Here is a 21,310-nt window from a genome sequence, read left to right on the forward strand (position 1 = left end):
ACAGACGCATTTCTGGAGTTTTCTGATGGCCTTTATCACCGCTACCAACACCCACGGAGACATTCGGCCGTCCTGGGTCGCACGCCGCCTTGCCGCTGTTGGTGCCTTCTTCGTCAACTACATGGAGATGCGGTCGCGTCACGACCGGATCGAGGCGCTCCTTCGGCTCGACGACGACGAACTGGCCCGGCGCGGCCTGACCCGCGATGGCGTTGTCCTGCACGTGTTTTCCGATAGCGTCTACTTGTGAGCCGGTTCGGTACGGGCCGGGGCATCCGGCCTGAACCGTCACCAATCGACAGGCCGCCTCGGATGTGACTGCTGAGCTATGGAGCGGGCGGCGGGAATCGAACCCGCGTCATCAGCTTGGAAGGCTGAGGTCTTACCACTACACAACGCCCGCACTGGAGATCAGTGCCTATTTGATCGCGGTTTTCCCGTCAAGATGACTCTCTTCAAAACCGTGCCGGTTACCCCGCAGTCAGCCAGAGGCGCGGCAGCGCCGGTCTTTCGTTCTGGCCGGTTGTAACTGGATTTGCAGGTGTTCGTCGGGGTCTCGACCGCAAATCGTTCGACGTTGGCCATGCCTCGGCGTATGACTGGGCCCAAGCGTTTGACCGCAGGAGCCGCCGAAGCCGTGGATGACCTCGTTCTGCCTCCCCTCGCCGCGACTGTTCTCTTTGTCCTCGCTTGCCTTGCTGGCTACAGCTATCGCCGGGTCTGGAAGGCAGAGGGCCCGCGCTGGCAGTTGTGGGCCTATGGCACGGCGGCCGCAGCGGCGCTTTTGATCCTGGCGTTCGTGCCGATGTCGACGGCGGCCTGAGGCAGGCGCGTGGCGCGCGGAGGCTCAGCGCGCCACGTCGGCCGCTTCGCCTGCCCGGCGCGCGCGCGGGCAGGCCATGCGTTCGCGCAGCGGGCTGTCGGGGTCGATCTCGCGCTTGCAGACAACGCAGCGATCGGCTCCCTCGATCGCGTTCAGCCCGCCGCAACTGCCCTTGATCCTGCGTCCCGAGAAGATCACGCCGATCGCCATGCCGAACATGACGAGAAGGAAGATGACAAAGGCGAGCATCATGGTGGCCATCGCGGCTCCCTTTCAGGTCAAAGCCTGCCCGCTCAAGCGGTCAGGGCGGTCAGGCGGCTGCTTTCATGGGTGACAAAGCCGGAGCCGGTGGTTTCGATGAACAGCACCGCGAGGTTCTGCGCTTCGGCGATCTTCAGCCCCCGATCGCGGCCCAGTGTCAGCATCGCCGTGGACCATGCGTCGGCCAGCATCGCGTCTTCGGTCAACACCGTGGCCGAAACCGTCGCATGACTGATCGGGGCGCCGGTGGTCGGGTCGATGATATGGCAATAGCGCCGGCCGCCGGCCTCGAAGAAGTTGCGGTAGTCGCCCGAGGTGGCCATGCCGAGGCGCGATACGCCGAGGACGCGCGTCACGTCGCGCAGGCCGGGCAGCGGGCTTTCCACGCCGATCTGCCAGTCGGTGCCGTCGCCGTTGCGCCCCGAGGCATAGAGATCGCCGCCGATCTCGACCATGAAATCCCGAAGCCCGGCATCGCGCAGCACCTGCGCCACGCGGTCCACGCCATGGCCCTTGCCGATCCCCGAGAGGTAGACCGCGGCCCCGCCTTCGGTTTTGCGCACCGCGCCATCTTCGAGGGTGAGAACACGGTCCTGCCCAACCCGGTCCAGCGCCTGCGCGATCTCGGCCGCCTCCGGCACGCGCGCTTGTGCGCCCCCCGCGCCGAAGCCCCACAACTCGATCAGCGGGCCGATCGAGACGTCGAATCGCCCTTCGCTCGCGCGGTGCACGTGCTGCGCCCCGGCGAGGACCTGGTATAGCGCGGGCGACACCGGCAAAGCCTCGCCCGGCGCGGCGGCGTTCAGGCGTGAAAGCTCCGAGCCCGCATCCCAGTTCGACATCTCGCGGGTCACCTGCGCCAGCGCCGCCTCGATACCCTGCCCGAGATCCGCACCATTGACGCTGCGGTCGTGGTCGATGGCCGTCACGTTGTAGGTCGTGCCCATCGTCGCACCGGAAAACCTCAGGATCTCCACGCCGGGTTTGCAGGCCGCGAGGGCGGCGGTCATGACAATGAAGGACCGCCGGGTAATCGTCATCTGGCCGCGCACTGGACACGTCTCCGCGTTATGACACCGCCGACGCGACGATGCCGGGTTCGAACCTTGCATATGGTCTCTCACCCCCGCTCGCAACGGTAACCGGTCGGGTGCGAGAAAATGACGCCCCTTGCCGGAAACAGTTTCGTCGGAGGCGGTGGCGCTGCATAAGGTGAGACGACGCAAGCAGAGTTCGACGTGTACAACTTCTCGTTTCGGAAAGGCCTCGATCTTCCGATCATCGGTGCTCCAGGCACGGATGTCGAAGATGGACCGGTTGTCACCAGCGTTGCGATTCTCGGCGCGGATTACCTCGGTCTGAGGCCCCGGCTCGTGGTCGAGGAAGGCGAGGCCGTCGGGGCGGGCGCGCCGATCCTGTATCACAAGGATACCCCGGGTGTGATGGTCACCGCCCCGGTCTCGGGCCGGGTGCGCGCGATCAACCGGGGGGAGCGGCGTAAGCTGGTGAGCGTCGAGATCGAGATCGACGAAGCCGCCGCGCCGGCGGTCGATTTCTCCGGCGTTGGCAATACCGATACGGCCGAGGGGCTGGCCGAACGGCTCTGCGCCGCCGGGCTCTGGACGGCGTTCCGTACCCGGCCCTTCTCGAAGGTGCCCGCCCCCGAATCCCGCCCAGCCGCGATCTATGTCACCGCGATGGACACCGAGCCGCTGGCCGCCGATCCCGCGCCGATTATCGCCGGGGCGGCGGAATCCTTTGAGCGCGGACTGGCGGCGGTGGCGCTGCTGAGCGAAGGCAGCACCTACCTGTGCCACGCCGAGGGCGCGGATATTCCCGGCGCTGCGCTCCCCGGTGTCACCGTCGCCGCGTTCTCCGGTCCGCACCCGGCGGGGCTTGCGGGCACGCACATGCATTTCCTCGAGCCGCCCTCGGCCACCAGAACGGTCTGGACCATCGGCTATCATGACGTGATCGCCATCGGCCACCTGCTGATGTCCGGGCAGCTCGACACCAGCCGCGTGATCGCGATCACCGGCCCGCTGGCAGCGCGGCCCCGGCTGGTGCGCACGGTTCCCGGTGCGTCGCTGGCGGACCTGGCGGCGGGCGAGAACCCCGAAGCCCTGCCGATGCGGATGATCTCGGGCTCGGTCCTGAGCGGCCGCGCCGGCGAAGGCACCGACGGCTACCTCGGCCGCTATGCCCGCCAGATCACCCTGATCGAGGAAGATCGCAAACAGATCCCGCTGGGCTGGATCCGCCCGATGGCCTCGAAATACGCGGTTCAGCCGGTGCTCGGCTCGGCGTGGTCGAGGAAACTCTACAAGCTCACCACCAACCTCAATGGCGGGCGTCGGGCGATGGTGCCGCTCGGCACCTTCGAGGAGCTGATGCCGCAGGACTACCTGCCGACCCAGCTCCTGCGCGCACTGCTGGTGATGGACACCGACGAGGCACAGGCGCTCGGCGCGCTGGAGCTTGACGAGGAGGATCTCGGGCTCGTGGGTTTTGCCTGCCCGGCCAAGTATGAATACGGCATCGCCCTGCGCGACTGCCTGACCAAGATCGAGAAAGAGGGCTGAGCGGGTGGGTTTGCACCGTTTCTTCGACCGGCTGGAGCCACATTTCACCAAGGGCGGCAGGTTCGAGCGCTATTTCCCGATCTTCGAGATGGTGGAAAGCCTCGTCTATACCCCCCGCACGGTGACGACGGCCGCGCCGCACGCGCGCTCCTATGTCGATATGAAGCGGATCATGTCCTACGTGGTCGTCGCCACGATCCCCGCCATTCTCTTTGCGCTCTATAACACCGGGCTGCAAACCAACCTCGCGATCGCGCAGCACGGCGCGAGCGGCTGGCGGGTCTGGATCATCGAGGCGCTGGGGATCGGCTTCAACCCGGCCAACCCGCTCGCCAACATGGTGCACGGGCTGCTTTACTTCCTGCCGATCTACCTCACCACGCTGGTTGTCGGCGGCACCTGGGAGGTGCTCTTCGCCACCATCCGGCGGCACGAGGTCAACGAGGGCTTCCTCGTCACCTCGATGCTCTACACCCTGATCCTGCCCGCCTCCACGCCGCTGTGGCAGGTGGCGCTCGGCATCAGCTTCGGCGTGGTGATCGGCAAGGAGGTCTTCGGCGGCACCGGCAAGAACTTCCTCAACCCCGCGCTGGTGGGCCGGGCCTTCCTCTACTTCGCCTATCCCGCCGACATGTCGGGCGACACGGTCTGGACCCCGGTCGACGGCTTCTCCGGCGCCACCGCGCTCTCGGTCGCCGCCTCGCAGGGCTACGAACAGCTCGCCGCTCACGGCATCACCTGGTGGGATGCCTTCCTTGGCACCATGCAAGGCAGCCTCGGCGAAACCTCGGCGCTGGCCTGCCTGATCGGTCTGGCGTTCCTGCTGCTCACCAAGATCGCCAATTACCGGCTGGTCGTGGGCACGATGGCGGGGATGATCGCCTTCTCGGCGCTGCTCAACTTCATCGGCTCCGATACCAACCCCGCCTTCTCGATGCCGTGGCACTGGCACCTCGTGACGGGCGGCTTCGCCTTCGGGCTGGCCTTCATGGTGACCGAGCCGGTTTCGGCAGCCCATACAAACGTGGGGCGCTACATCTACGGCGCGCTGATCGGGGTGATGGTGGTGATGATCCGGGTGATCAACCCGGCCTTCCCCGAGGGGATGATGCTGGCGATCCTGTTCGGCAACGTCTTCGCGCCGCTGATCGACTATTTCGTGGTGCAGGCCAATATCCGGCGGAGGGCACGGCGCGCATGACCGACCACTCCGCCACCGATGCCGGCGCCGAACGAAAAGGCCCGATCCGCCGCTTCCTCGACATGCCGCCCGACACCCCGGCGAAAACCGTATTCGTCGCCGTCGCGCTCTGCCTCGTCGCCTCGATGGTGGTTTCGGCGGCGGCGGTGAGCCTGCGCCCGCTGCAACAGGAAAACGCCCTGCGCAACCGGCAGGTCAACATCCTGCAGGTCGCCGGGCAATACGACCCGGCCCGCGACGTGGCCGAGGCCTTCGCCGCCTTCGAGCCGGCGGTGGTGGAATTGGAGACCGGCCAGATCAGCGAGGCCCTCGATCCCTTCACCTTCGACGACCGCGCCGCTGCCGACGACCCCGAGCTTTCGGTCGCGCTCGAAAACGATCCCGCCTCGATCGGCCGCAAGGCGCGCTTCGCCACCGTCTACCTGCTGCGCGATGCGGCGGGCGCGGTGGAGCGGGTGGTGCTGCCGGTGCACGGCTACGGGCTGTGGTCGACGCTCTATGGCTATGTTGCCGTCGAGGCGAGCGGCAACGAGATCTACGGGTTGCAGTTCTACCAGCATGCCGAAACCCCGGGCCTCGGCGGCGAGGTCGACAACCCGCGCTGGCGGGCGCAATGGAACGGCCTGTCGATCTACAACGAGGCGGGCGATGTGGCGATCACGCTGGCGCGCACGCCGCCGCCCGCCGGCGAGGAGTACCGCGTCGACACCCTTTCGGGGGCCACGCTTACCGCCCGCGGGGTGGAAAACCTCGTGCGCTTCTGGCTCGGCGAAAACGGCTTCGAACCCTTCCTCGCCAACCTTCGTGCAGGAGAGATCTGATGGCGCAGACCCGCAGAAGCTTGCTCGTCGATCCGCTTGTCGACAACAACCCGATCACGCTGCAGGTGCTCGGCATCTGCTCGGCGCTGGCGGTGACCACCTCGCTCAAGGTGTCCTTCGTGATGGCGCTGGCGGTGATCTTCGTGATCTCGTTCTCTTCGATGTTCATCTCGATGCTGCGCCACCAGATCCCGTCGTCGATCCGCATCATCGTTCAGATGGTGATCATCGCGAGCCTCGTGATCCTCGTCGACCAGGTGCTGAGGGCCTATGCCTTTGAGATCTCGCAGACGCTCTCGGTCTTCGTCGGGCTGATCATCACCAACTGCATCGTGATGGGCCGGGCCGAAGCCTTCGCGATGAAGAACCCGCCGGTTGCCTCCTTCCTCGATGGCATGGGCAACGGGCTGGGCTACGGCCTGATCCTCATGCTGGTGGGCTTCGTGCGCGAATTGTTCGGCGCGGGCTCGCTCTTCGGCATCCCAGTGCTGCCCACGGTCAGCAACGGCGGCTGGTATGTGCCCAACGGCATGATGCTGCTGCCGCCCTCGGCGTTCTTCGTGATCGGCCTGCTGATCTGGGCCTTCCGCACCTGGAAACCCAAGCAGGTCGAAGCGCGCGAGTTCCGTATCCAGCGGGTGGAGGCGCATTGATGGAAGACCTGCTCTCCCTCGCGCTCAAGGCGATCTTCGTCGAAAACCTCGCGCTGTCGTTCTTCCTCGGCATGTGCACCTTTCTCGCGGTCTCGAAGAAGATCTCGATCGCCCTCGGCCTCGGCATCTCGGTGATGGTGGTGCAGACGATCACCGTGCCCGCCAACAACCTGATCCTGACCTACCTGCTCGCCCCCGGCGCGCTGGCCTGGGCGGGGTTTCCCGAGGTCGATCTCAGCTTCCTCGGCTTGATCGCCTATATCGGCGTGATCGCGGCGATGGTGCAGATCCTCGAGATGACGCTCGATAAGTACTTCCCGCCGCTCTACAACGCGCTCGGGATTTTCCTGCCGCTGATCACGGTGAACTGCGCCATTCTCGGTGGCTCGCTGTTCATGGTCGAGCGCGATTACGATTTCGTCCAGTCCACGGTCTACGGCCTGTCCTCGGGCTTCGGCTGGGCACTGGCGATCGTCGCCATGGCGGGAGTGCGCGAGAAGCTCAAGTATTCCGACGTACCCGACGGCCTGCAGGGCCTCGGGATCACCTTCATCAGTGCCGGGCTGATGTCCCTGGCCTTCATGTCCTTCTCGGGCGTGAAACTCTGAGGCAGGACCGATGCAGACATTCGCCCTTGGTGTCATCCTCTTCACGCTGATCGTGCTCGTGCTGGTCACGCTGATCATGATCGCCCGCGCGCACCTCGTGTCGTCGGGGAATATCGACATCACGATCAACGGCGAGCGCACCATCTCGGTGCCCGCCGGGGGCAAACTCTTGCAGTCGCTGGCGGCGGCAAAGCTCTACGTGCCCTCCGCCTGCGGCGGCGGCGGCACCTGCGCGCAATGTCGGGTGCGTGTGCTCGAAGGCGGCGGCGCGATCCTGCCCACGGAAGAATCGCACATCACCAAGCGCGAGGCCGCCATGGGCGACCGGCTGTCGTGTCAGGTCCCGGTCAAGCAGGATATGGAAATCGAGGTGCCCGAAGAGGTCTTCGGGGTGCGCAAGTGGGAATGCACAGTGCGCTCGAACGAGAACGTGGCCACCTTCATCAAGGCGCTGGTGCTCGATCTGCCCGAAGGCGAGAACGTCGATTTCCGCGCCGGCGGCTACATCCAGATCGAGGCCCCGCCCCATCATGTCCGCTTCAGCGATTTCGACGTGGCCGAGGAATACCGCGAGGACTGGGACAGGTTCGATCTCTGGTCGCTCGAAAGCCGGGTCGAGGAGCCGGTGGAGCGCGCCTATTCGATGGCGAACTACCCGGAGGAAAAGGGCATGGTCATGCTCAACGTGCGCATTGCCACGCCGCCGCCGGGCAGCGAGGGCATACCGCCGGGGCAGATGTCGTCCTACATCTTCAGCCTCAAGCCGGGCGACAAGGTCACCATCTCGGGGCCCTTCGGCGAATTCTTCGCCCGCGACACCGACAAGGAAATGGTGTTCATTGGCGGCGGCGCGGGCATGGCGCCGATGCGCAGCCACATCTTCGATCAACTCAAGCGGCTCAAGACCCGCGACCGCAAGATCAGCTTCTGGTACGGGGCCCGCTCGAAGCGCGAGATGTTCTATGTCGAGGATTTCGACGCGCTGGCGGCGGAATTCGACAATTTCGAATGGCACGTCGCCCTGTCCGACCCGCTCCCCGAAGACGCATGGACCGGCGACACCGGCTTCATTCACAGCGTGCTTTTCGAGACCTATCTCAAGGATCATCCGGCACCGGAGGATTGTGAGTACTACCTCTGCGGCCCGCCGCTGATGAACCGGTCGGTGATCGAGATGCTGCTCGATCTGGGCGTTGACCGTGACGACATCATGCTCGACGATTTCGGCGGCTGATGACCGATTGGCGTGGGCCTGGGGATTGCCGCGAACACCCAGATCCACCGCGGCGCTACGGGGCCTCTGCGCGATGAAGACTGCCCAGAAAGACATAGCCCACCCCGTGCACCGTCACGATCAGGCGCGGGTCTTTCGGCGTTTTCTCGATCTTGCTGCGCAGACGCCCGATCAGCACGTCGACAGAGCGATCGTAGGGCTGCCATTCGCGTGAACTCAGGCAATCGAGCAATTGGTCGCGTTCGAGCACCTGGCCGGCGCGTCGGATGAGGTAGACAAGCAGTTCAAACTCGCCGCGGGTCAGGCGCACATCGCCGCCATCGGCGGCAAAGAGGCGGCGCGCGCCGGTGTCGAGCACCCAGCCTTCAAAGCCGATCCGCGTGGGCTGGGCCGTGGCTTCCTCGGGTGCGCGCCGCTCGCAGCGCCACAGCACGTTGCGCACGCGGACGAGGAGTTCGCGCAGGTTGACCGGCTTGTCGAGGTAATCGTCGGCCCCGATTTCGAGCGCCACGATGTGATCTATATCGTCGGTGCGCGCGCTTACCACGATGACCGGAAGATCGGAATGGCTGCGCAATTCGCGCAGCAGGGTCAGCCCGTCTTTTCCTGGCAGCCGCAGATCGAGCACCATGAGGTCGATCTTGTGGCGCGCGAGCGCGCGTTCCATCTCGTCGCTGTTCTCGGCGCGGATGACGCGGTAGCCCTCGACTTCGAAGTAGCCGCCCATCGCCTCCAGGCTGGTTGGCTCGTCCTCGACGATGAGGATCGTCTTGGGTGACAGCATCCCGATACCTTCCCTGGTCTTGTTTTCATTCCGTTTACAAAACTTTACGCCCCGTTCAAGCGCTTCGGGAACCGCATTTACACCCGGACGCTACCGAGAGGGCAGAAAAGGAGTTTCGTCATGATCCGCAAACTGTGGAAAATTCTCTGGTCCCCGAGCGGGGTCTTTTCTCTCGGTCTCCTGCTGATCGCGGGCTTCATTGCTGGCATCCTGTTCTGGGGCGGGTTCCACTGGGCCGTCGAAGCGACCAATTCCGAGAAATTCTGCATTTCTTGTCACGAGATGCACGACAACGTTTACCAGGAATACACCGAGACCGTTCACTATTCGAGCGCTTCGGGCGTTGGCGCGGTCTGCGCGGATTGCCACGTTCCGAAGGCCTGGCTTCCCAAGATGATTCGCAAGGTAAAGGCCTCGAAGGAACTCTACCACCACTTCCGCGGCACCATCGGCACGCCGGAAAAATTCGAGGAGCACCGCGCCGTGATGGCCCAACGGGTCTGGGACGAGATGAAGGCCAACGACTCGCTCGAATGCCGCAACTGCCACATCGAAGAGCGGTTCGACTATACCGACATGGCCCCGGCCGATGCCAAGCAGATGCAGGACGGGCTTGCCGCCGGCGAAACCTGCATCGATTGCCACAAGGGTATCGCGCACAAGATGCCGGACCTCTCGGGCGGCTACAAGAAGCTCTATGGCGGGCTGGTGTCGATGGCTCAGAGCCAGCAGGGCGCGGGCGATGCGCTCTATCCGATCCGCACGATCTCGTATTACCTCAGTGCCGAAGATGCCAAGGCCCAGGCCAACGATGGCGGGCAGGTGCTCGCTGCCACCGAGATGCGTGTGCTCGACCGCGACGGCGACGTGATCAAGGTCCAGATCTCCGGCTGGCAGCAGGACGGCGTCGACCGGGTGATCTATGCCCTGCGCGGACAGCGCATCTTTGAAATGACCCTGCGCCCGACGACGGTGGACTCCCTCGTGCGGCAGGGCACCGAGACCGACCCGAACACCGATCTTGTCTGGCATCAGGTAAGCCTCGAAGCCTGGGTTCGCCCTGAAGACGTGGTCAACGATATCGACGCGATCTGGGGCTATACCCGCGAGATGTATTCCGCCGCCTGCGGCACCTGCCACTCGGCGGGCGACCCGGCCCATCACCTTGCCAACCAGTGGATCGGCATCATGAAGGCGATGGAGCGCTTCGTCTCGCTCGACAAGGAGCAATCCCGCGTGTTGCAGAAATACCTGCAACTGCGCGCAAAAGACACCGGCGGGGCGCATTGACATGACCCCCGCTGAAATATCCCCGCTCGCCGTGGTCTGCCGCTGGGCGGCGGGGTTCTTCCTCGCGCCCCCCGATCACGCAGCCCTCGCGCTCTACCAGGAACCGGCTGGCGCGGCCCTGCTCGCGGCGCTTGAAACCGAACCCGCGTTGGCCGCCCCGATACAGGACCTGCGCGCGATGACTGCTCCCGGTGCCGATCTGGCCGCCGCCGCCGACCGCCTCGCGGTGGCCCATTCCGGTGCCTTTCTGATCGGCGGGCGTCGGTCTGCGCCGCCCTATGCCTCGGTCTGGCTGAGCCCGCGCGGGCTGCTCAACCAGGAACCCGCGCGCGCGATGAACCGGCTGCTCGCTGCCGTCGACCTCGGCTTGCCCGAGGAGGCTAGCGAGCCGCCCGACCACCTGAGTTTCCAGCTCAACCTGCTGGCCGAACTCGTAGATCGGGAGAACGGCGGGCTTGCCGTCCCGCTGACTGCGCAAGGCTTCCTGCGCGACCATCTGCTGACCTGGCTGCCTGACTTCGCGGCCGCCTGCCGGAGGCTGCGCGAACCGTTCTTCTATGCCGGTCTCGCGGCGGCACTGAATGAATATCTGAACCAGAAAAATAACGAAAACATAAAGGCTTAAGGGCCATTTACATGATGTTTTCAAAAAATTACAGGCCGTTTAACAATCCCGCCAACCGCATTCACATGCCTGTGGCATCGGTTGGGCCAAGGGCAATCCGGCCTGACACAGGACCAGAAGTGAAACGTGATCCCAAGGGAGTGACACCATGTCTGACCACAAGAAAATGACCATGACCCGCCGCGGCGTGCTGAGGGGGGCAACCGCATTCGGCGCGCTCGCCGCACTTGCCCCGAGCCTGCTGCGCCCGGGCGCGGCCCATGCGCAGGGCAGCGGCTCGGTGATGTCGGGTTCGCATTGGGGCGTCTTCACGGCCAATGTCGAGGACGGCACCTGGACCAGCGTCAGCCCCTGGGCCGGCGACCCGCATCCCTCGCACCAGCTTGAAGGCGTGATGGACAGCGTCTATTCGCCCTCGCGCATCAAGTATCCGATGGTGCGCAAGGCCTGGCTCGAAGGCGGCCCGGGCGCTTCGCCGGAAACCCGCGGCGCGGACGACTTCGTGCGCGTAAGCTGGGACGAGGCGCTTGACCTCGTGGCGGGCGAACTCAAGCGCGTCTCCGAAACCTATGGTCCGGGCGGCGTGTTCGGTGGCTCCTACGGCTGGAAAAGCTCGGGCAAGCTGCACAACTGCCAGAGCTTGTTGCGCCGGATGCTGAACCTCGGCCTCGAAGGCATGTTCGTGAACTCCTCGGGCGACTACTCCACCGGCGCGAGCCAGGTGATCATGCCGCACGTGATGGGCACGCTGGAGGTCTACGAACAGCAGACCGTTTTGCCTGTGGTCGTTGAAAGCACCGACGTGCTCGTGTTCTGGGGTGCCGACCCGATCAAGACCAACCAGATCGGCTGGACCGTGGCCGACCACGACAACTACCCGTATTTCGAGGCGTTCAAGGCCACCGGCAAGAAGGTGATCGTGATCGACCCGGTGCGCACCGAGACGGTTGAATTCTTCGGTGCCGATCATATCCAGATCCGGCCGCATACCGATGTCGCGATGATGCTCGGCATCGCCCACGCGCTCTACAGCGAAGGGCTGCATGATCAGGATTTCCTCGACAACTACACCTCCGGCTTCGACCGGTTCCTGCCCTATCTCACCGGCGAGAGCGACGGCGTTGCGAAAACGCCCGAATGGGCCGCCGAGATCTGCGGTGTGCCGGCTGAAACCATGGTCGAACTCGCCAAGCTCTTCGCGTCCAACCGCACCATGCTGGGCTCGGGCTGGTCGGTCCAGCGCCAGCACCACGGCGAGCAAACCCACTGGATGCTTGTCACGCTGGCCTCGATGCTGGGTCAGATCGGCCTGCCCGGTGGCGGCTTCGGCCTTTCCTACCACTATGCCAACGGCGGCGCGCCGTCGCACAACGCGCTTACCCTGGGCGGCATGCCCGACGGTGGCGCGGCGGTCGAGGGTGCTGCGTGGATGGCCGAGGGCGGTGCCTTCTCGATCCCGGTGAGCCGGGTCGTCGAGATGCTGGAGAACCCGGGCGGCACGCTCGATTTCAACGGCACCCAGACCACCTTCCCGGAAGTGAAGATGGCCTATTGGGTCGGTGGCAACCCCTTTGCCCACCACCAGGACCGCAACCGCATGATCAAGGCCTGGCAGACCTTGGAGACCGTCGTCGTGCACGACTTCCAGTGGACCGCCACCGCGCGGTTCGCCGATATCGTGCTGCCGGCCACCACCGCCTACGAGCGCAACGACATCGAGAACGTCGGTGACTACTCGTCCAAGGCGCTGGTCGCGATGAAGAAGGTGGTCGACCCGGTCTTCGAGGCCCGCAATGACTACGACATCTTCGCTGATGTCGCCGAACGCCTCGGCGCGGGCGATGCTTTCACCGAAGGCAAGAGCGAGATGGACTGGCTGCGCGGTTTCTACGAAGACGCCTTGCCGCAGGCCGCCACCTTCGGCATCGACGCGCCCGACTTCGACGGGTTCTGGGAAGCCGGTATCCTCGAGTTCGACCTGCCGGAAGAAAACAAGCAGTTCGTGCGCTACGCCGACTTCCGCGACGATCCGCTGCTTGAGCCGCTCGGCACGCCCACCGGCCTGATCGAGATCTACTCGCGCAACATCGAGCGGATGGGTTACGACGATTGCCCGCCGCACCCGATGTGGATCGAGCCGATCGAGCGCCTCGGTGGCGCGGGCAGCTACCCGCTGCACGTCAACACCGCGCACTCGCAGAGCCGGTTGCACTCGCAGCTCAACGGCACGGTGCTGCGGGAAGGCTACGCCGTGGCGGGTCGCGAGCCCTGCCTGATCAACCCGGCCGACGCCGAGGCCCGCGGCATCGCCGACGGCGACGTGGTGCGCGTGTTCAACGACCGGGGCCAGGTGCTGGCCGGGGCCGTTGTCACCGACGCGGTGCGCCCGAACGTGATCCAGATCTGGGAAGGCGGCTGGTATGACCCGGCCGAGGGCGGCGTGGTCGGCGCGCTCGACGCCTACGGCGACGTGAACGTGCTCACGCCCGATATCGCCACATCGAAGCTCGCCAACGGCAACTCCGGGCACACCTGCCTCGCCGATGTCGAGAAGTTCACCGGCGATCTGCCCGAGGTGAAGGTGTTCACCGCGCCGACCAACGGCTGATGCCAAAAAGAGAGGGGGCACTCCGGTGCCCCCTTTTGCCCATGCGCGCGATCCTTGGCCCCCTTCTTCTGCTGGCCTTTCCCGGTTTCGCCGATGCGCCCGGTCGCCTCGGTTTTGCCGCCGATACCGTGGATATCCACGCCACGTCCGGGGCGCAAAGCGGTCCGATCGGCAAATTGCTCACCGCCTCGCCCGTCACCGCGCTCGGCCCGGTCGAAGACGGTTGGCGGCCGGTCGCCGTTGCGGGCTGGACCCTGGTCGGGGCCGAACGCGCGCTTCAGGCTGCGCCCGGTATCCGTGTCACCCGCGCCGCGCTCGGCCCCGATGGGGTGGGGGCGCTGTCCTTCGGTGCGTCCCGCGACGATCCCGAGACCGGGCAGACCTGGACGCGCGCACGTCTCACCGGCTGGATCGCAGTGGATACCGTCGCGCTCAGTCCCGATCTCGACACGCTCTGGCGCCGCGCCGAGGCGCTCTTCGCCACCCGCTGCACCACCTGCCACGTCCGCCGCGTGCCCGCCCATTACACCGCCAACCAGTGGACCAGCCATCTCAAGGTGATGGGGCCGCGCACCGGGCTGCCGCGCGCCGACCAGGCGCTGATCCGCGTTTTTCTGCAATATCACTCGGCCGATGCGGCGGCGCTTGCCGCGGCACTCACGGAGGACTGACCATGTTCGATCTCGACCCGCGCACAAGCCTCGCGCCGATCACCGCTCTGCCGCATGCCAAGGGCGACAAGGTTGATCTCCTGCTGGCCGAGGCGGCGGATGCCCTGCGCGGAGCCGGTCACAAGGTTGCCGGTGTTGTCCAGCATGCCCGCGCCGGGCAAGCCGCGTGTTGCAGCGATTTCTACCTCGAAGACCTCGCCACCGGCACACAATACGAGATTTCGCAACGGCTCGGGCGCGAAGCGCGTGGCTGTCGGCTCAACTACGGCGTCCTCGCCGCAGTCCATGCCGCCGTGGAGTCCAGCCTGCGCGACGGTGCCGTGGCGCTCATCCTCAACCGCTTCGGCTATTCGGAATCGCGCGGTCAGGGCCTGCGGCCGCTGATCGAACACGCGGTCAGCGCCGGGCTGCCGGTGTTGATTTCGGTCAACGACACCTACCGGCCCGAATGGCAGGCGTTCATTGGAGATTTCGCGCAGGAGATCGCGGCGGACCGGGGCGGGGTGCTGGCCTGGGCCGACGCGGTGCTCGCGGCCATCAGAACCGGGAAAGGCCCCAATGGATAGACTGAAGCGGCTCATTCTCGATCACGAGGACTGGTTGATCGACCGGGTCGTGCGCTATGCCCATGAACAGGATTATACGCGCTACACCTCGACCCTGCGCGAGGCCTGGCGCGCCTCGATCGTGGGGCTGAGCGAGCCGCTCGCCGCCGCTCTGGACGCCCGGATGGCACCGCACTCCGCGACAAGCGCGCCGCTCGACGCGGCGGTGGCGTTCGGCGTTGCCGAGGCCCGCAAGCACCGGTCGCGTGGCATCGACATCGGGCTGTTTCTCGGCCTGATGAAGTATTATCGCCAGACCTACTTCGACCTCGTCGAGGAAAAGACCGCCGATATCGGCGACCGCCGGCGCCTGCGCCAGATCCTGCTCGAAATGTTCGACGCGATCGAGATCGGGCTGGTGCGGGAATGGACCGACACCTTGCCCGATACCGAGATCGAAGGTCTGCGCGCACAGAACCGCGCATTGGCCAACGAGAAAAACAAGTATCTCACCGTCTTCGAAAGCATCGCCGAGCCCGCGATCCTGCTCGGACCCGACGACGAGCCGGTGCACATGAACGCCGCCGGCGGGCGGATCCTTCTGGGCGAAACCAGCCCGGGGTTTGATTATTACGGTCATGTCGATCTCGACCGGCTGCGCCGCGTGGTGGTCGTGATCCTGACCGAGCTGGGGCGCGGCGCGACCCCCGACCGGGTGACGCTCGACACCGCGCTGGGCCCGCGCATCTTCTCGATCTCGGTGCAGGAAATGCTTGATATTTCGAGCAAGTTTGCGGGCCGGGTCCTGATCCTCAAGGATGTCACCGACTACCTTGCCGCGATTGCCGCGGCGGAGGATGCCAACCGGGCAAAATCGGCCTTCCTCGCAACCGTCAGCCACGAGATAAAAACCCCGATCAACAGCATCATCGGCTCGACCGAGCTGATCGACGACGGTGCGCTCGCGCCCGGCACCCGGCGCCATGTCGATGCCATCAGAACCTCCGGAAAACTGCTGTCGGAACTGGTCGAGAACATTCTCGGCATGTCGCGGGCCGAAGCCAACGCGTTGCAACGGGTGGATCAGGACTTCGATGTCTGCGAGCTGATCGAAAGCATCCTGCGGGTTACCGAACCCGACGCCAGGGCGCGTGGCCTGAGCACCGAGGCCCGGTTTGCGCCCGGGATGCCCTGCCGAATGTGCGGCGATGCCCAGAAGCTGCGCCACGTGCTCATCAACCTGCTCTCGAACGCTCTGAAATTCACCACCCGGGGCGGCGTGATCCTGCACGTCGCCGATGCGCCCGGTTCGAGCGCCGCACGTCCTGTCCTCGCTTTCGAGGTGGCCGATACCGGCGTCGGCCTGCCGGCGGGCGCGAACGACTGGCTCTTCGAGCCGTTCACGCAATACCTTCACCCCGGTTTGGATCAGGGATCGCGCGGCACCGGGTTGGGCCTTGCGATCTGCAAGCGGCTGGTGACATTCCTCGGCGGCGAGATCGCCGCCCGCAACGCGCCGGAGGGCGGCAGCGTGTTTGCCTTCACGCTGCCGTTTGCGCCTGCCCGGGTGCAGCAAAGCCGGCACCCCGTCGCATCGGGGCTTGACCTGCTGGTGGTCGAGGATAATCCGGTCAACGCGTTGATAACCGAGGGCTATCTCGCCGATCTCGGGCACGCGCCCTTCGTCGTCAACAGCTATGCCGGCGCGCTCGAAGCCCTGCGCGAGAGAGCCTTCGACCTCGTGGTCACCGACAACCTGCTCGATGAAGCGAGCGGGCTGGATCTGGCCCGCTACCTGCGCAATTCGTCCGATCACAGGCTGCGCAACTTGCCGGTTGTGGTGGTCACGGCGGCAATCCCCAACCCCGCGGATGTCACGCCGGGCACGGTGCAACAATTCATCGAGAAACCCTTCGACCGGGGTGATCTGAACCGCGCGATCCAGACCGCCCTGAGCGACGCCGATCCGAAGCCGGAACACGGCATGTCCAAGGCCGCTGCATTGGAGCCCGCGCCGCAGGACGCCGTTGCGCAGGCGCCGGTCCTCGACACCGCGGTGGTCAACCGCTTGCTCACCGATCTCGGACTGGAGCGATGCCAACGCATTGTCGACAGCTACCTGGCCAATGCCCCGCGCCTCGGCCGCTCGCTCGCCCGTGGTATTGCCGATAACGATCTTGCGGCGGTTTCCGAAGCCGCGCACCAGATGATCAGCGCGGCGAGCTTCGTGGGGCTTACGCCGGTCGCGCTCTCTGCCCGCGACCTGCACCGGTCCTGCGCGGCGCGGGACACCCGCAAGATCCGCGCGATTTACGCCGAGCTTGAAGGATTGCACCAGCAAAGCACGGAAGCACTTCTCCAGCATTGGGAGCAGGCCGTTCAGGGTTATGCCGCTGGTGCGTGATCGGCGCTGCGGTGGTCGCAGGTTCCCGCCTCGCTCCACCTGTCCTCCAGCCGGTCGGAAACGCCATCGGTTCCTTGTGCGAGACCCCTGTTTGGCAGAGCCTCTCCAATCAACGCGGCGGGCCCGCCGGCAAGCCCGGCCCCGCGGTCATGCCCTGCCTTGCCCGGCGAGCAGGCTGGCGTTGCCGCCCGCCGCCGTGGTGTCGACGCAGAGGTGGCGCTCGTAGAGCACATGCGCGCTGTCGGGTTGGCCGGTGACAAGCGGCACGATCGGCCCGGCGCGGGTGGCTAGCGCCCGGGCATAGGCGCGGGCGGTGTCGGCGTCACCCCACCACAATACGGCACCGTAGGGTGCAAGCCCTGCGAGCGACTCGGGGGCCAACGATCCGGTTACGGCGATTGCCTGTCCGCCAAGCGCCTCGACGGCCGCCACCTGCGCGGCGCAGGCGGCCTCGCCGGGGCCGAGGCACAGTGCGGGCGGGCGGGGTACGGTGTTCAGCCGGTTGAGTTCGCCCGTCGGCCCCGGCATCAGCCGCGATGTCACCACCTGCGCGGCGCTTGCAGCCGCCAGCCCGGCGGTGATCGCGGCCGTGTCGGCCAACGCCCCGGGCGTGTCGTTGTGGCGCGGGGCCTCGGTCCGGGTGAAGCGAGCGAGGTAATGCGGCCCGCCCGCCTTCGGCCCGGTGCCCGACAACCCTTCGCCCCCGAACGGTTGCGATCCGACGATGGCACCGATCTGGTTGCGGTTGGCGTAGATATTGCCCGCATGCACCGCGTCGGCGATGGTTTGCACCCGGTCGTCGATGCGGGTGTGCAGCCCGAAGGTGAGGCCATAGCCGGTGGCATTCACATCGGCGATCACCCGGTCGAGGTCGCGCGATTTGAAACTGGCGAAGTGCAGCACCGGGCCGAAGACCTCGCGTTCGAGATCGCCGACCCCGTTCACCGCGATCAGGGCGGGTGCCACGAAGGTGCCGGCATCGGGGGTCGCAAGCCGGTGAAGCAGCCGCCCCTCGGCCTCGGCCTTGTCGACATAGGCGGCGATCTCGTCGCGCGCCTCCGCGGTGATCACCGGGCCGACATCCGTGGACAGCGCCCAGGGATCGCCCAGTTCAAGCTCGTCCATCGCGCCGATCAGCATCTCCCGGATGGTGGCGGCGATGTCTTCCTGCACGTATAGGCAGCGCAGCGCCGAGCAGCGTTGGCCCGCCGACTGGAACGCGGAGGCGACGATATCGCGCACCGCCTGTTCGGGCAGGGCGGTGCTGTCGACCACCATGGCGTTGATCCCGCCGGTTTCGGCGATGAGCGGCGTGCCCGGTTCGAGGGTGTCGGCCATGGCGCGCTGGATATGGCGGGCGGTGGCGGTGGAGCCGGTGAAGGCCACGCCACTCACCCGCGCGTCGGAGGTCAGCGCCGCGCCGACCACGCCGCCTTCGCCCGGCAGAAGCTGAAGCGCCTCTCGCGGCACCCCGGCGTCGTGCATCTGGCGCACCCCCCAAGCCGCGATCGCCGGGGTGGTTTCGGCCGGTTTTGCGAGCACTGCGTTGCCGGTGGCGAGCGCGGCGGCGATCTGGCCCGAGAAGATCGCGAGCGGGAAGTTCCACGGGCTGATGCAGGTGAATACCCCGCGCGCCGGGGCTTGCTGCCGCTCGGCCTCACCGGCGTAGTAGCGCAGAAAATCCACGGCTTCGCGCAATTCGGCCACGGAATCAGCGAGCGACTTGCCGGCCTCGGTGGCGAGCAGGGCGAACAATTCGCCGAAGTTCTCCTCGTAGAGATCGGCGGCCCGGCGCAGCACCGCCGCGCGTTCGGCCACTGGTGCGGCCCAGGGCCGCGCCGCCGCGAGCGCGGTTTGCACGTCGGCCGCGCTGGCGTTCACCACCTCGCCGATGATCTCGCCGGTGGCGGGATTGCGCGCGGGCGCGGGCGCGCTGCCCTCTACCGTCCCGGCGATGATCGGCTCCACGCGCCAACGCGTCGGCGTCCGTCGCTCGGCGTCGATCTTTGCCAGCACCGTCGCGTCGTTCAAATCGAACCCGCGCGAATTGGTCCGTTCGGGGTCGTAGAGCTCCGGTCCCTTGCGGATCTCCGGCTCGAACGGCCCCGGCGCGGTGTTCAGCGCGGCGAAGGGGCAGGCCGCAACCTCGCGCGCGGGCACGTCCGCATCGACGATCTGGTTGACGAAGGAGGAATTGGCACCGTTCTCCAGCAGACGCCGCACGAGATAGGCGAGCAGGTCGCGGTGCGCGCCAACCGGGGCGTAGATCCGGCAGCGGGCATCGGTCTCGGCGCGGACGATGTCGTAGAGCGCTTCGCCCATGCCGTGCAGGCGCTGGAACTCGTAAGCGCCGGGGTCGATCCCCTCGGCCATGTCGAGCACGGCGGCGACGGTGTGGGCATTATGGGTGGCGAATTGCGGATAGATCCGGTCGGTCATCCCGAGCAGCTTGCGCGCGCCCGCGAGATAGCTCACATCCGTTGCGGCCTTGCGGGTGAACACCGGGAAATCGGCCAGCCCTTCCACCTGCGCGTGCTTGATCTCGGTATCCCAGTAGGCCCCTTTCACGAGGCGCACCATGATCCGCCGGTCGAGCCGGGTGGCGATCTCGTGCAGCCCGTCGATCACGTCGCCGGCGCGCCGTCCGTAAGCTTGCACCACCACGCCGAAGCCGTCCCACCCGGCAAGCTCGGTGTCGGCCAGCACCGCCTCGATCACCTTGAGCGAAAGCCCGAGCCGGTCGGCCTCCTCGGCGTCGATGTTGAGGCCCATGCCCGCGCGCGCAGCCAGCCTTGCAAGACCGCGCAGCACCGGCACGAGCTCGGCCATCACACGCTCGGTCTTGGCCACTTCGTAACGCGGGTGCAGCGCCGAAAGCTTGACCGAGATGCCGGGGTTTGCAGCGATTTCACCCGGCGTGCAGGCCGACGCGATGGCCGAAATCGCCTGGCTATATGCACGGGCGTAGCGGGTGGCATCGGTCGCCGTCATCGCCGCCTCGCCGAGCATGTCGTAGGAATAGGTGAAGCCCTCGGCTTCTTTCGTGCGCGCCCGTTTCATCGCCGCTTCGATGGTCTCGCCAAGCACGAACTGGCGGCCCATCTCGCGCATCGCCCGGCCCACGGCGGTGCGGATCACCGGCTCACCGAGGCGACGGATCATGCCGCGCAGGGTGCCCGCGATGCCCGGATCGGCCTCGTCGAGCACCTTGCCGGTGAGCAGGAGCCCCCATGTCGAGGCATTGACCAGCGGCGAGGCGGATCGGCCGATGTGCTTCGACCAGTCCGACGGCGCGATCTTGTCCTCGATCAGCGCGTCGATGGTATCGGCGTCGGGCACCCGCAGCAGCGCCTCGGCTAGGCACATCAGCGCCACGCCCTCGTCGGTCGAGAGCCCGTATTCGCCGAGGAAAACATCCATCAGCCCCGGGCGCGCGTCGCTGCGGATGCGCTCCACCAGCGCGGCGGCGCGGGTGACGATCCGCGCGCGGGCGGGCGGATCGAGCGCCGCGATGCCGATCAGGTCGGCCAGAAGCTCCGCCTCGTCGCGGCGCTTGTTCACATCCCAACGGGAATCGAGGTCGATCATCGTCATGCTCCACGTGTTTGCGTCATGATATTTGAGACGGTGCGTGACATTCGCCCAAAATTTGGAAATTATCAGGCGATCAGACCAAATTAACTCAGGAAAACGAGACAAACGCATGGCCGACGCGCCCACTTCCAAACTCGACAGGATCGACCGGGCGATCCTCAACGAGCTTGCCCGCAATGCCCGCATCCCGATGACCGAGCTTGGCCAAAAGGTCGGCCTGTCAAAAACCCCGGTGGCAGCGCGGGTGAAGCGGCTTGAATCAGAGGGCGTGATCACCGGCTACCGCGCAGAGCTTTCGGCCGGCAAGCTGGGGATGGAGCACGTCGCCTTCCTCGAGGTGCGGCTGTCGGACACCCGCGAGGATTCGCTCGCCGCCTTCAACAAGGCGGTGCGCGAGATCGCGGAAGTGGAGGAGTGCCACCTGATCGCGGGCGGGTTCGACTACCTCGTGAAGGTGCGCACCCGCGATATCACCGAGTATCGCCGGGTATTGAGCGAAAGCATCTCTCGGCTGCCGAAGGTGGCCTCGACCTCCACCTTCGTCTCGATGGAAAGCGTGCGTGACCGGGGCGTGGCCCAAGTCTGACAGCCCGCCCCGGTGCAGCG

General features: G+C 66.1%; 19 protein-coding genes and 1 tRNA gene. 15 read left to right on the forward strand and 5 right to left on the reverse strand.

Annotated elements, in window-relative coordinates:
- Positions 1 to 25 precede the first annotated feature (25 nt).
- Positions 26 to 250, forward strand: a complete 225-nt coding sequence (locus B9Y97_RS11460; RefSeq protein WP_085526865.1) for a hypothetical protein — start codon at positions 26 to 28, stop codon at positions 248 to 250.
- Between the two features lie 79 nt (positions 251 to 329).
- On the opposite strand, the gene B9Y97_RS11465 is transcribed toward B9Y97_RS11460, so the two are convergent.
- Positions 330 to 403: transfer RNA gene (locus tag B9Y97_RS11465), tRNA-Gly, on the reverse strand.
- 210 nt (positions 404 to 613) lie between these two features.
- On the opposite strand from B9Y97_RS11465, the gene B9Y97_RS11470 reads away from it, so the two are divergent.
- Positions 614 to 823, forward strand: coding sequence for a hypothetical protein (locus B9Y97_RS11470; protein WP_254900901.1), 210 nt, complete (start codon positions 614 to 616; stop codon positions 821 to 823).
- A gap of 24 nt (positions 824 to 847) precedes the next feature.
- On the opposite strand, the gene nqrM is transcribed toward B9Y97_RS11470, so the two are convergent.
- A complete protein-coding gene (nqrM, locus tag B9Y97_RS11475) occupies positions 848 to 1,084 on the reverse strand; it encodes a (Na+)-NQR maturation NqrM (protein ID WP_085526866.1) in 237 nt (78 codons plus the stop codon).
- 32 nt (positions 1,085 to 1,116) lie between these two features.
- Positions 1,117 to 2,124, reverse strand: coding sequence for an FAD:protein FMN transferase (locus tag B9Y97_RS11480; protein ID WP_254900902.1), 1,008 nt, complete (start codon positions 2,122 to 2,124; stop codon positions 1,117 to 1,119).
- Between the two features lie 198 nt (positions 2,125 to 2,322).
- Here B9Y97_RS11480 and B9Y97_RS11485 point away from each other — a divergent pair, with 198 nt between their 5' ends.
- From B9Y97_RS11485 to nqrF, 6 genes are read left to right on the forward strand one after another with little or no spacing between them, the layout of a single operon-like run.
- Positions 2,323 to 3,666, forward strand: a complete 1,344-nt coding sequence (locus B9Y97_RS11485) for a Na(+)-translocating NADH-quinone reductase subunit A (RefSeq protein WP_085526868.1) — start codon at positions 2,323 to 2,325, stop codon at positions 3,664 to 3,666.
- Positions 3,667 to 3,670: 4 nt separating this feature from the next.
- Positions 3,671 to 4,867: an NADH:ubiquinone reductase (Na(+)-transporting) subunit B gene (locus B9Y97_RS11490; RefSeq protein WP_085526869.1), complete on the forward strand. Its 1,197-nt coding sequence runs from the start codon at positions 3,671 to 3,673 to the stop codon at positions 4,865 to 4,867.
- The gene (locus B9Y97_RS11495) at positions 4,864 to 5,688 is read left to right on the forward strand and encodes a Na(+)-translocating NADH-quinone reductase subunit C (RefSeq protein WP_085526870.1); all 825 of its coding nucleotides are present in this window, start codon (positions 4,864 to 4,866) and stop codon (positions 5,686 to 5,688) included. The genes B9Y97_RS11490 and B9Y97_RS11495 overlap by 4 nt, the downstream gene beginning before the upstream one ends.
- Positions 5,688 to 6,341, forward strand: a complete 654-nt coding sequence (locus B9Y97_RS11500) for an NADH:ubiquinone reductase (Na(+)-transporting) subunit D (protein ID WP_085526871.1) — start codon at positions 5,688 to 5,690, stop codon at positions 6,339 to 6,341. The genes B9Y97_RS11495 and B9Y97_RS11500 overlap by 1 nt, the downstream gene beginning before the upstream one ends.
- Positions 6,341 to 6,949 carry an NADH:ubiquinone reductase (Na(+)-transporting) subunit E gene (nqrE, locus tag B9Y97_RS11505; protein WP_085526872.1) on the forward strand — a complete coding sequence of 203 codons (609 nt, stop codon included), beginning with the start codon at positions 6,341 to 6,343 and terminating at the stop codon, positions 6,947 to 6,949. The genes B9Y97_RS11500 and nqrE overlap by 1 nt, the downstream gene beginning before the upstream one ends.
- Before the next feature lie 10 nt (positions 6,950 to 6,959).
- Positions 6,960 to 8,183 (forward strand): NADH:ubiquinone reductase (Na(+)-transporting) subunit F, encoded by a 1,224-nt coding sequence (gene nqrF, locus B9Y97_RS11510; protein ID WP_085526873.1) that lies wholly within the window; start codon positions 6,960 to 6,962, stop codon positions 8,181 to 8,183.
- A 55-nt stretch (positions 8,184 to 8,238) separates the two neighbouring features.
- On the opposite strand, the gene B9Y97_RS11515 is transcribed toward nqrF, so the two are convergent.
- Positions 8,239 to 8,967 carry a response regulator gene (locus B9Y97_RS11515; protein ID WP_139828284.1) on the reverse strand — a complete coding sequence of 243 codons (729 nt, stop codon included), beginning with the start codon at positions 8,965 to 8,967 and terminating at the stop codon, positions 8,239 to 8,241.
- 120 nt (positions 8,968 to 9,087) lie between these two features.
- Here B9Y97_RS11515 and torC point away from each other — a divergent pair, with 120 nt between their 5' ends.
- From torC to B9Y97_RS11545, 6 genes are all read left to right on the forward strand, one after another.
- Positions 9,088 to 10,257 carry a pentaheme c-type cytochrome TorC gene (torC, locus tag B9Y97_RS11520; protein ID WP_085526874.1) on the forward strand — a complete coding sequence of 390 codons (1,170 nt, stop codon included), beginning with the start codon at positions 9,088 to 9,090 and terminating at the stop codon, positions 10,255 to 10,257.
- Position 10,258: 1 nt separating this feature from the next.
- Positions 10,259 to 10,882 carry a TorD/DmsD family molecular chaperone gene (locus tag B9Y97_RS11525; RefSeq protein ID WP_085526875.1) on the forward strand — a complete coding sequence of 208 codons (624 nt, stop codon included), beginning with the start codon at positions 10,259 to 10,261 and terminating at the stop codon, positions 10,880 to 10,882.
- A gap of 148 nt (positions 10,883 to 11,030) precedes the next feature.
- The gene (gene torA, locus B9Y97_RS11530) at positions 11,031 to 13,490 is read left to right on the forward strand and encodes a trimethylamine-N-oxide reductase TorA (protein ID WP_085526876.1); all 2,460 of its coding nucleotides are present in this window, start codon (positions 11,031 to 11,033) and stop codon (positions 13,488 to 13,490) included.
- Positions 13,491 to 13,531: 41 nt separating this feature from the next.
- Complete coding sequence (locus tag B9Y97_RS11535) at positions 13,532 to 14,161, forward strand: hypothetical protein (protein ID WP_085526877.1); 630 nt, start codon at positions 13,532 to 13,534, stop codon at positions 14,159 to 14,161.
- Between the two features lie 2 nt (positions 14,162 to 14,163).
- Positions 14,164 to 14,727, forward strand: coding sequence for a DUF2478 domain-containing protein (locus tag B9Y97_RS11540; protein WP_085526878.1), 564 nt, complete (start codon positions 14,164 to 14,166; stop codon positions 14,725 to 14,727).
- Positions 14,720 to 17,110 (forward strand): hybrid sensor histidine kinase/response regulator, encoded by a 2,391-nt coding sequence (locus B9Y97_RS11545; protein ID WP_085526879.1) that lies wholly within the window; start codon positions 14,720 to 14,722, stop codon positions 17,108 to 17,110. The genes B9Y97_RS11540 and B9Y97_RS11545 overlap by 8 nt, the downstream gene beginning before the upstream one ends.
- A 147-nt stretch (positions 17,111 to 17,257) precedes the next feature.
- Here B9Y97_RS11545 and putA read toward each other — a convergent pair whose 3' ends face one another.
- Positions 17,258 to 20,698: a bifunctional proline dehydrogenase/L-glutamate gamma-semialdehyde dehydrogenase PutA gene (gene putA, locus B9Y97_RS11550; protein ID WP_085528224.1), complete on the reverse strand. Its 3,441-nt coding sequence runs from the start codon at positions 20,696 to 20,698 to the stop codon at positions 17,258 to 17,260.
- A 115-nt stretch (positions 20,699 to 20,813) separates the two neighbouring features.
- On the opposite strand from putA, the gene B9Y97_RS11555 reads away from it, so the two are divergent.
- Positions 20,814 to 21,290: an Lrp/AsnC family transcriptional regulator gene (locus B9Y97_RS11555; protein WP_085526880.1), complete on the forward strand. Its 477-nt coding sequence runs from the start codon at positions 20,814 to 20,816 to the stop codon at positions 21,288 to 21,290.
- Positions 21,291 to 21,310 lie beyond the last annotated feature (20 nt).

Origin of the sequence: Maritimibacter sp. HL-12 (assembly GCF_900177545.1) — a bacterium.
In the GTDB taxonomy this organism is placed as follows: Bacteria; Pseudomonadota; Alphaproteobacteria; order Rhodobacterales; family Rhodobacteraceae; genus Sinisalibacter.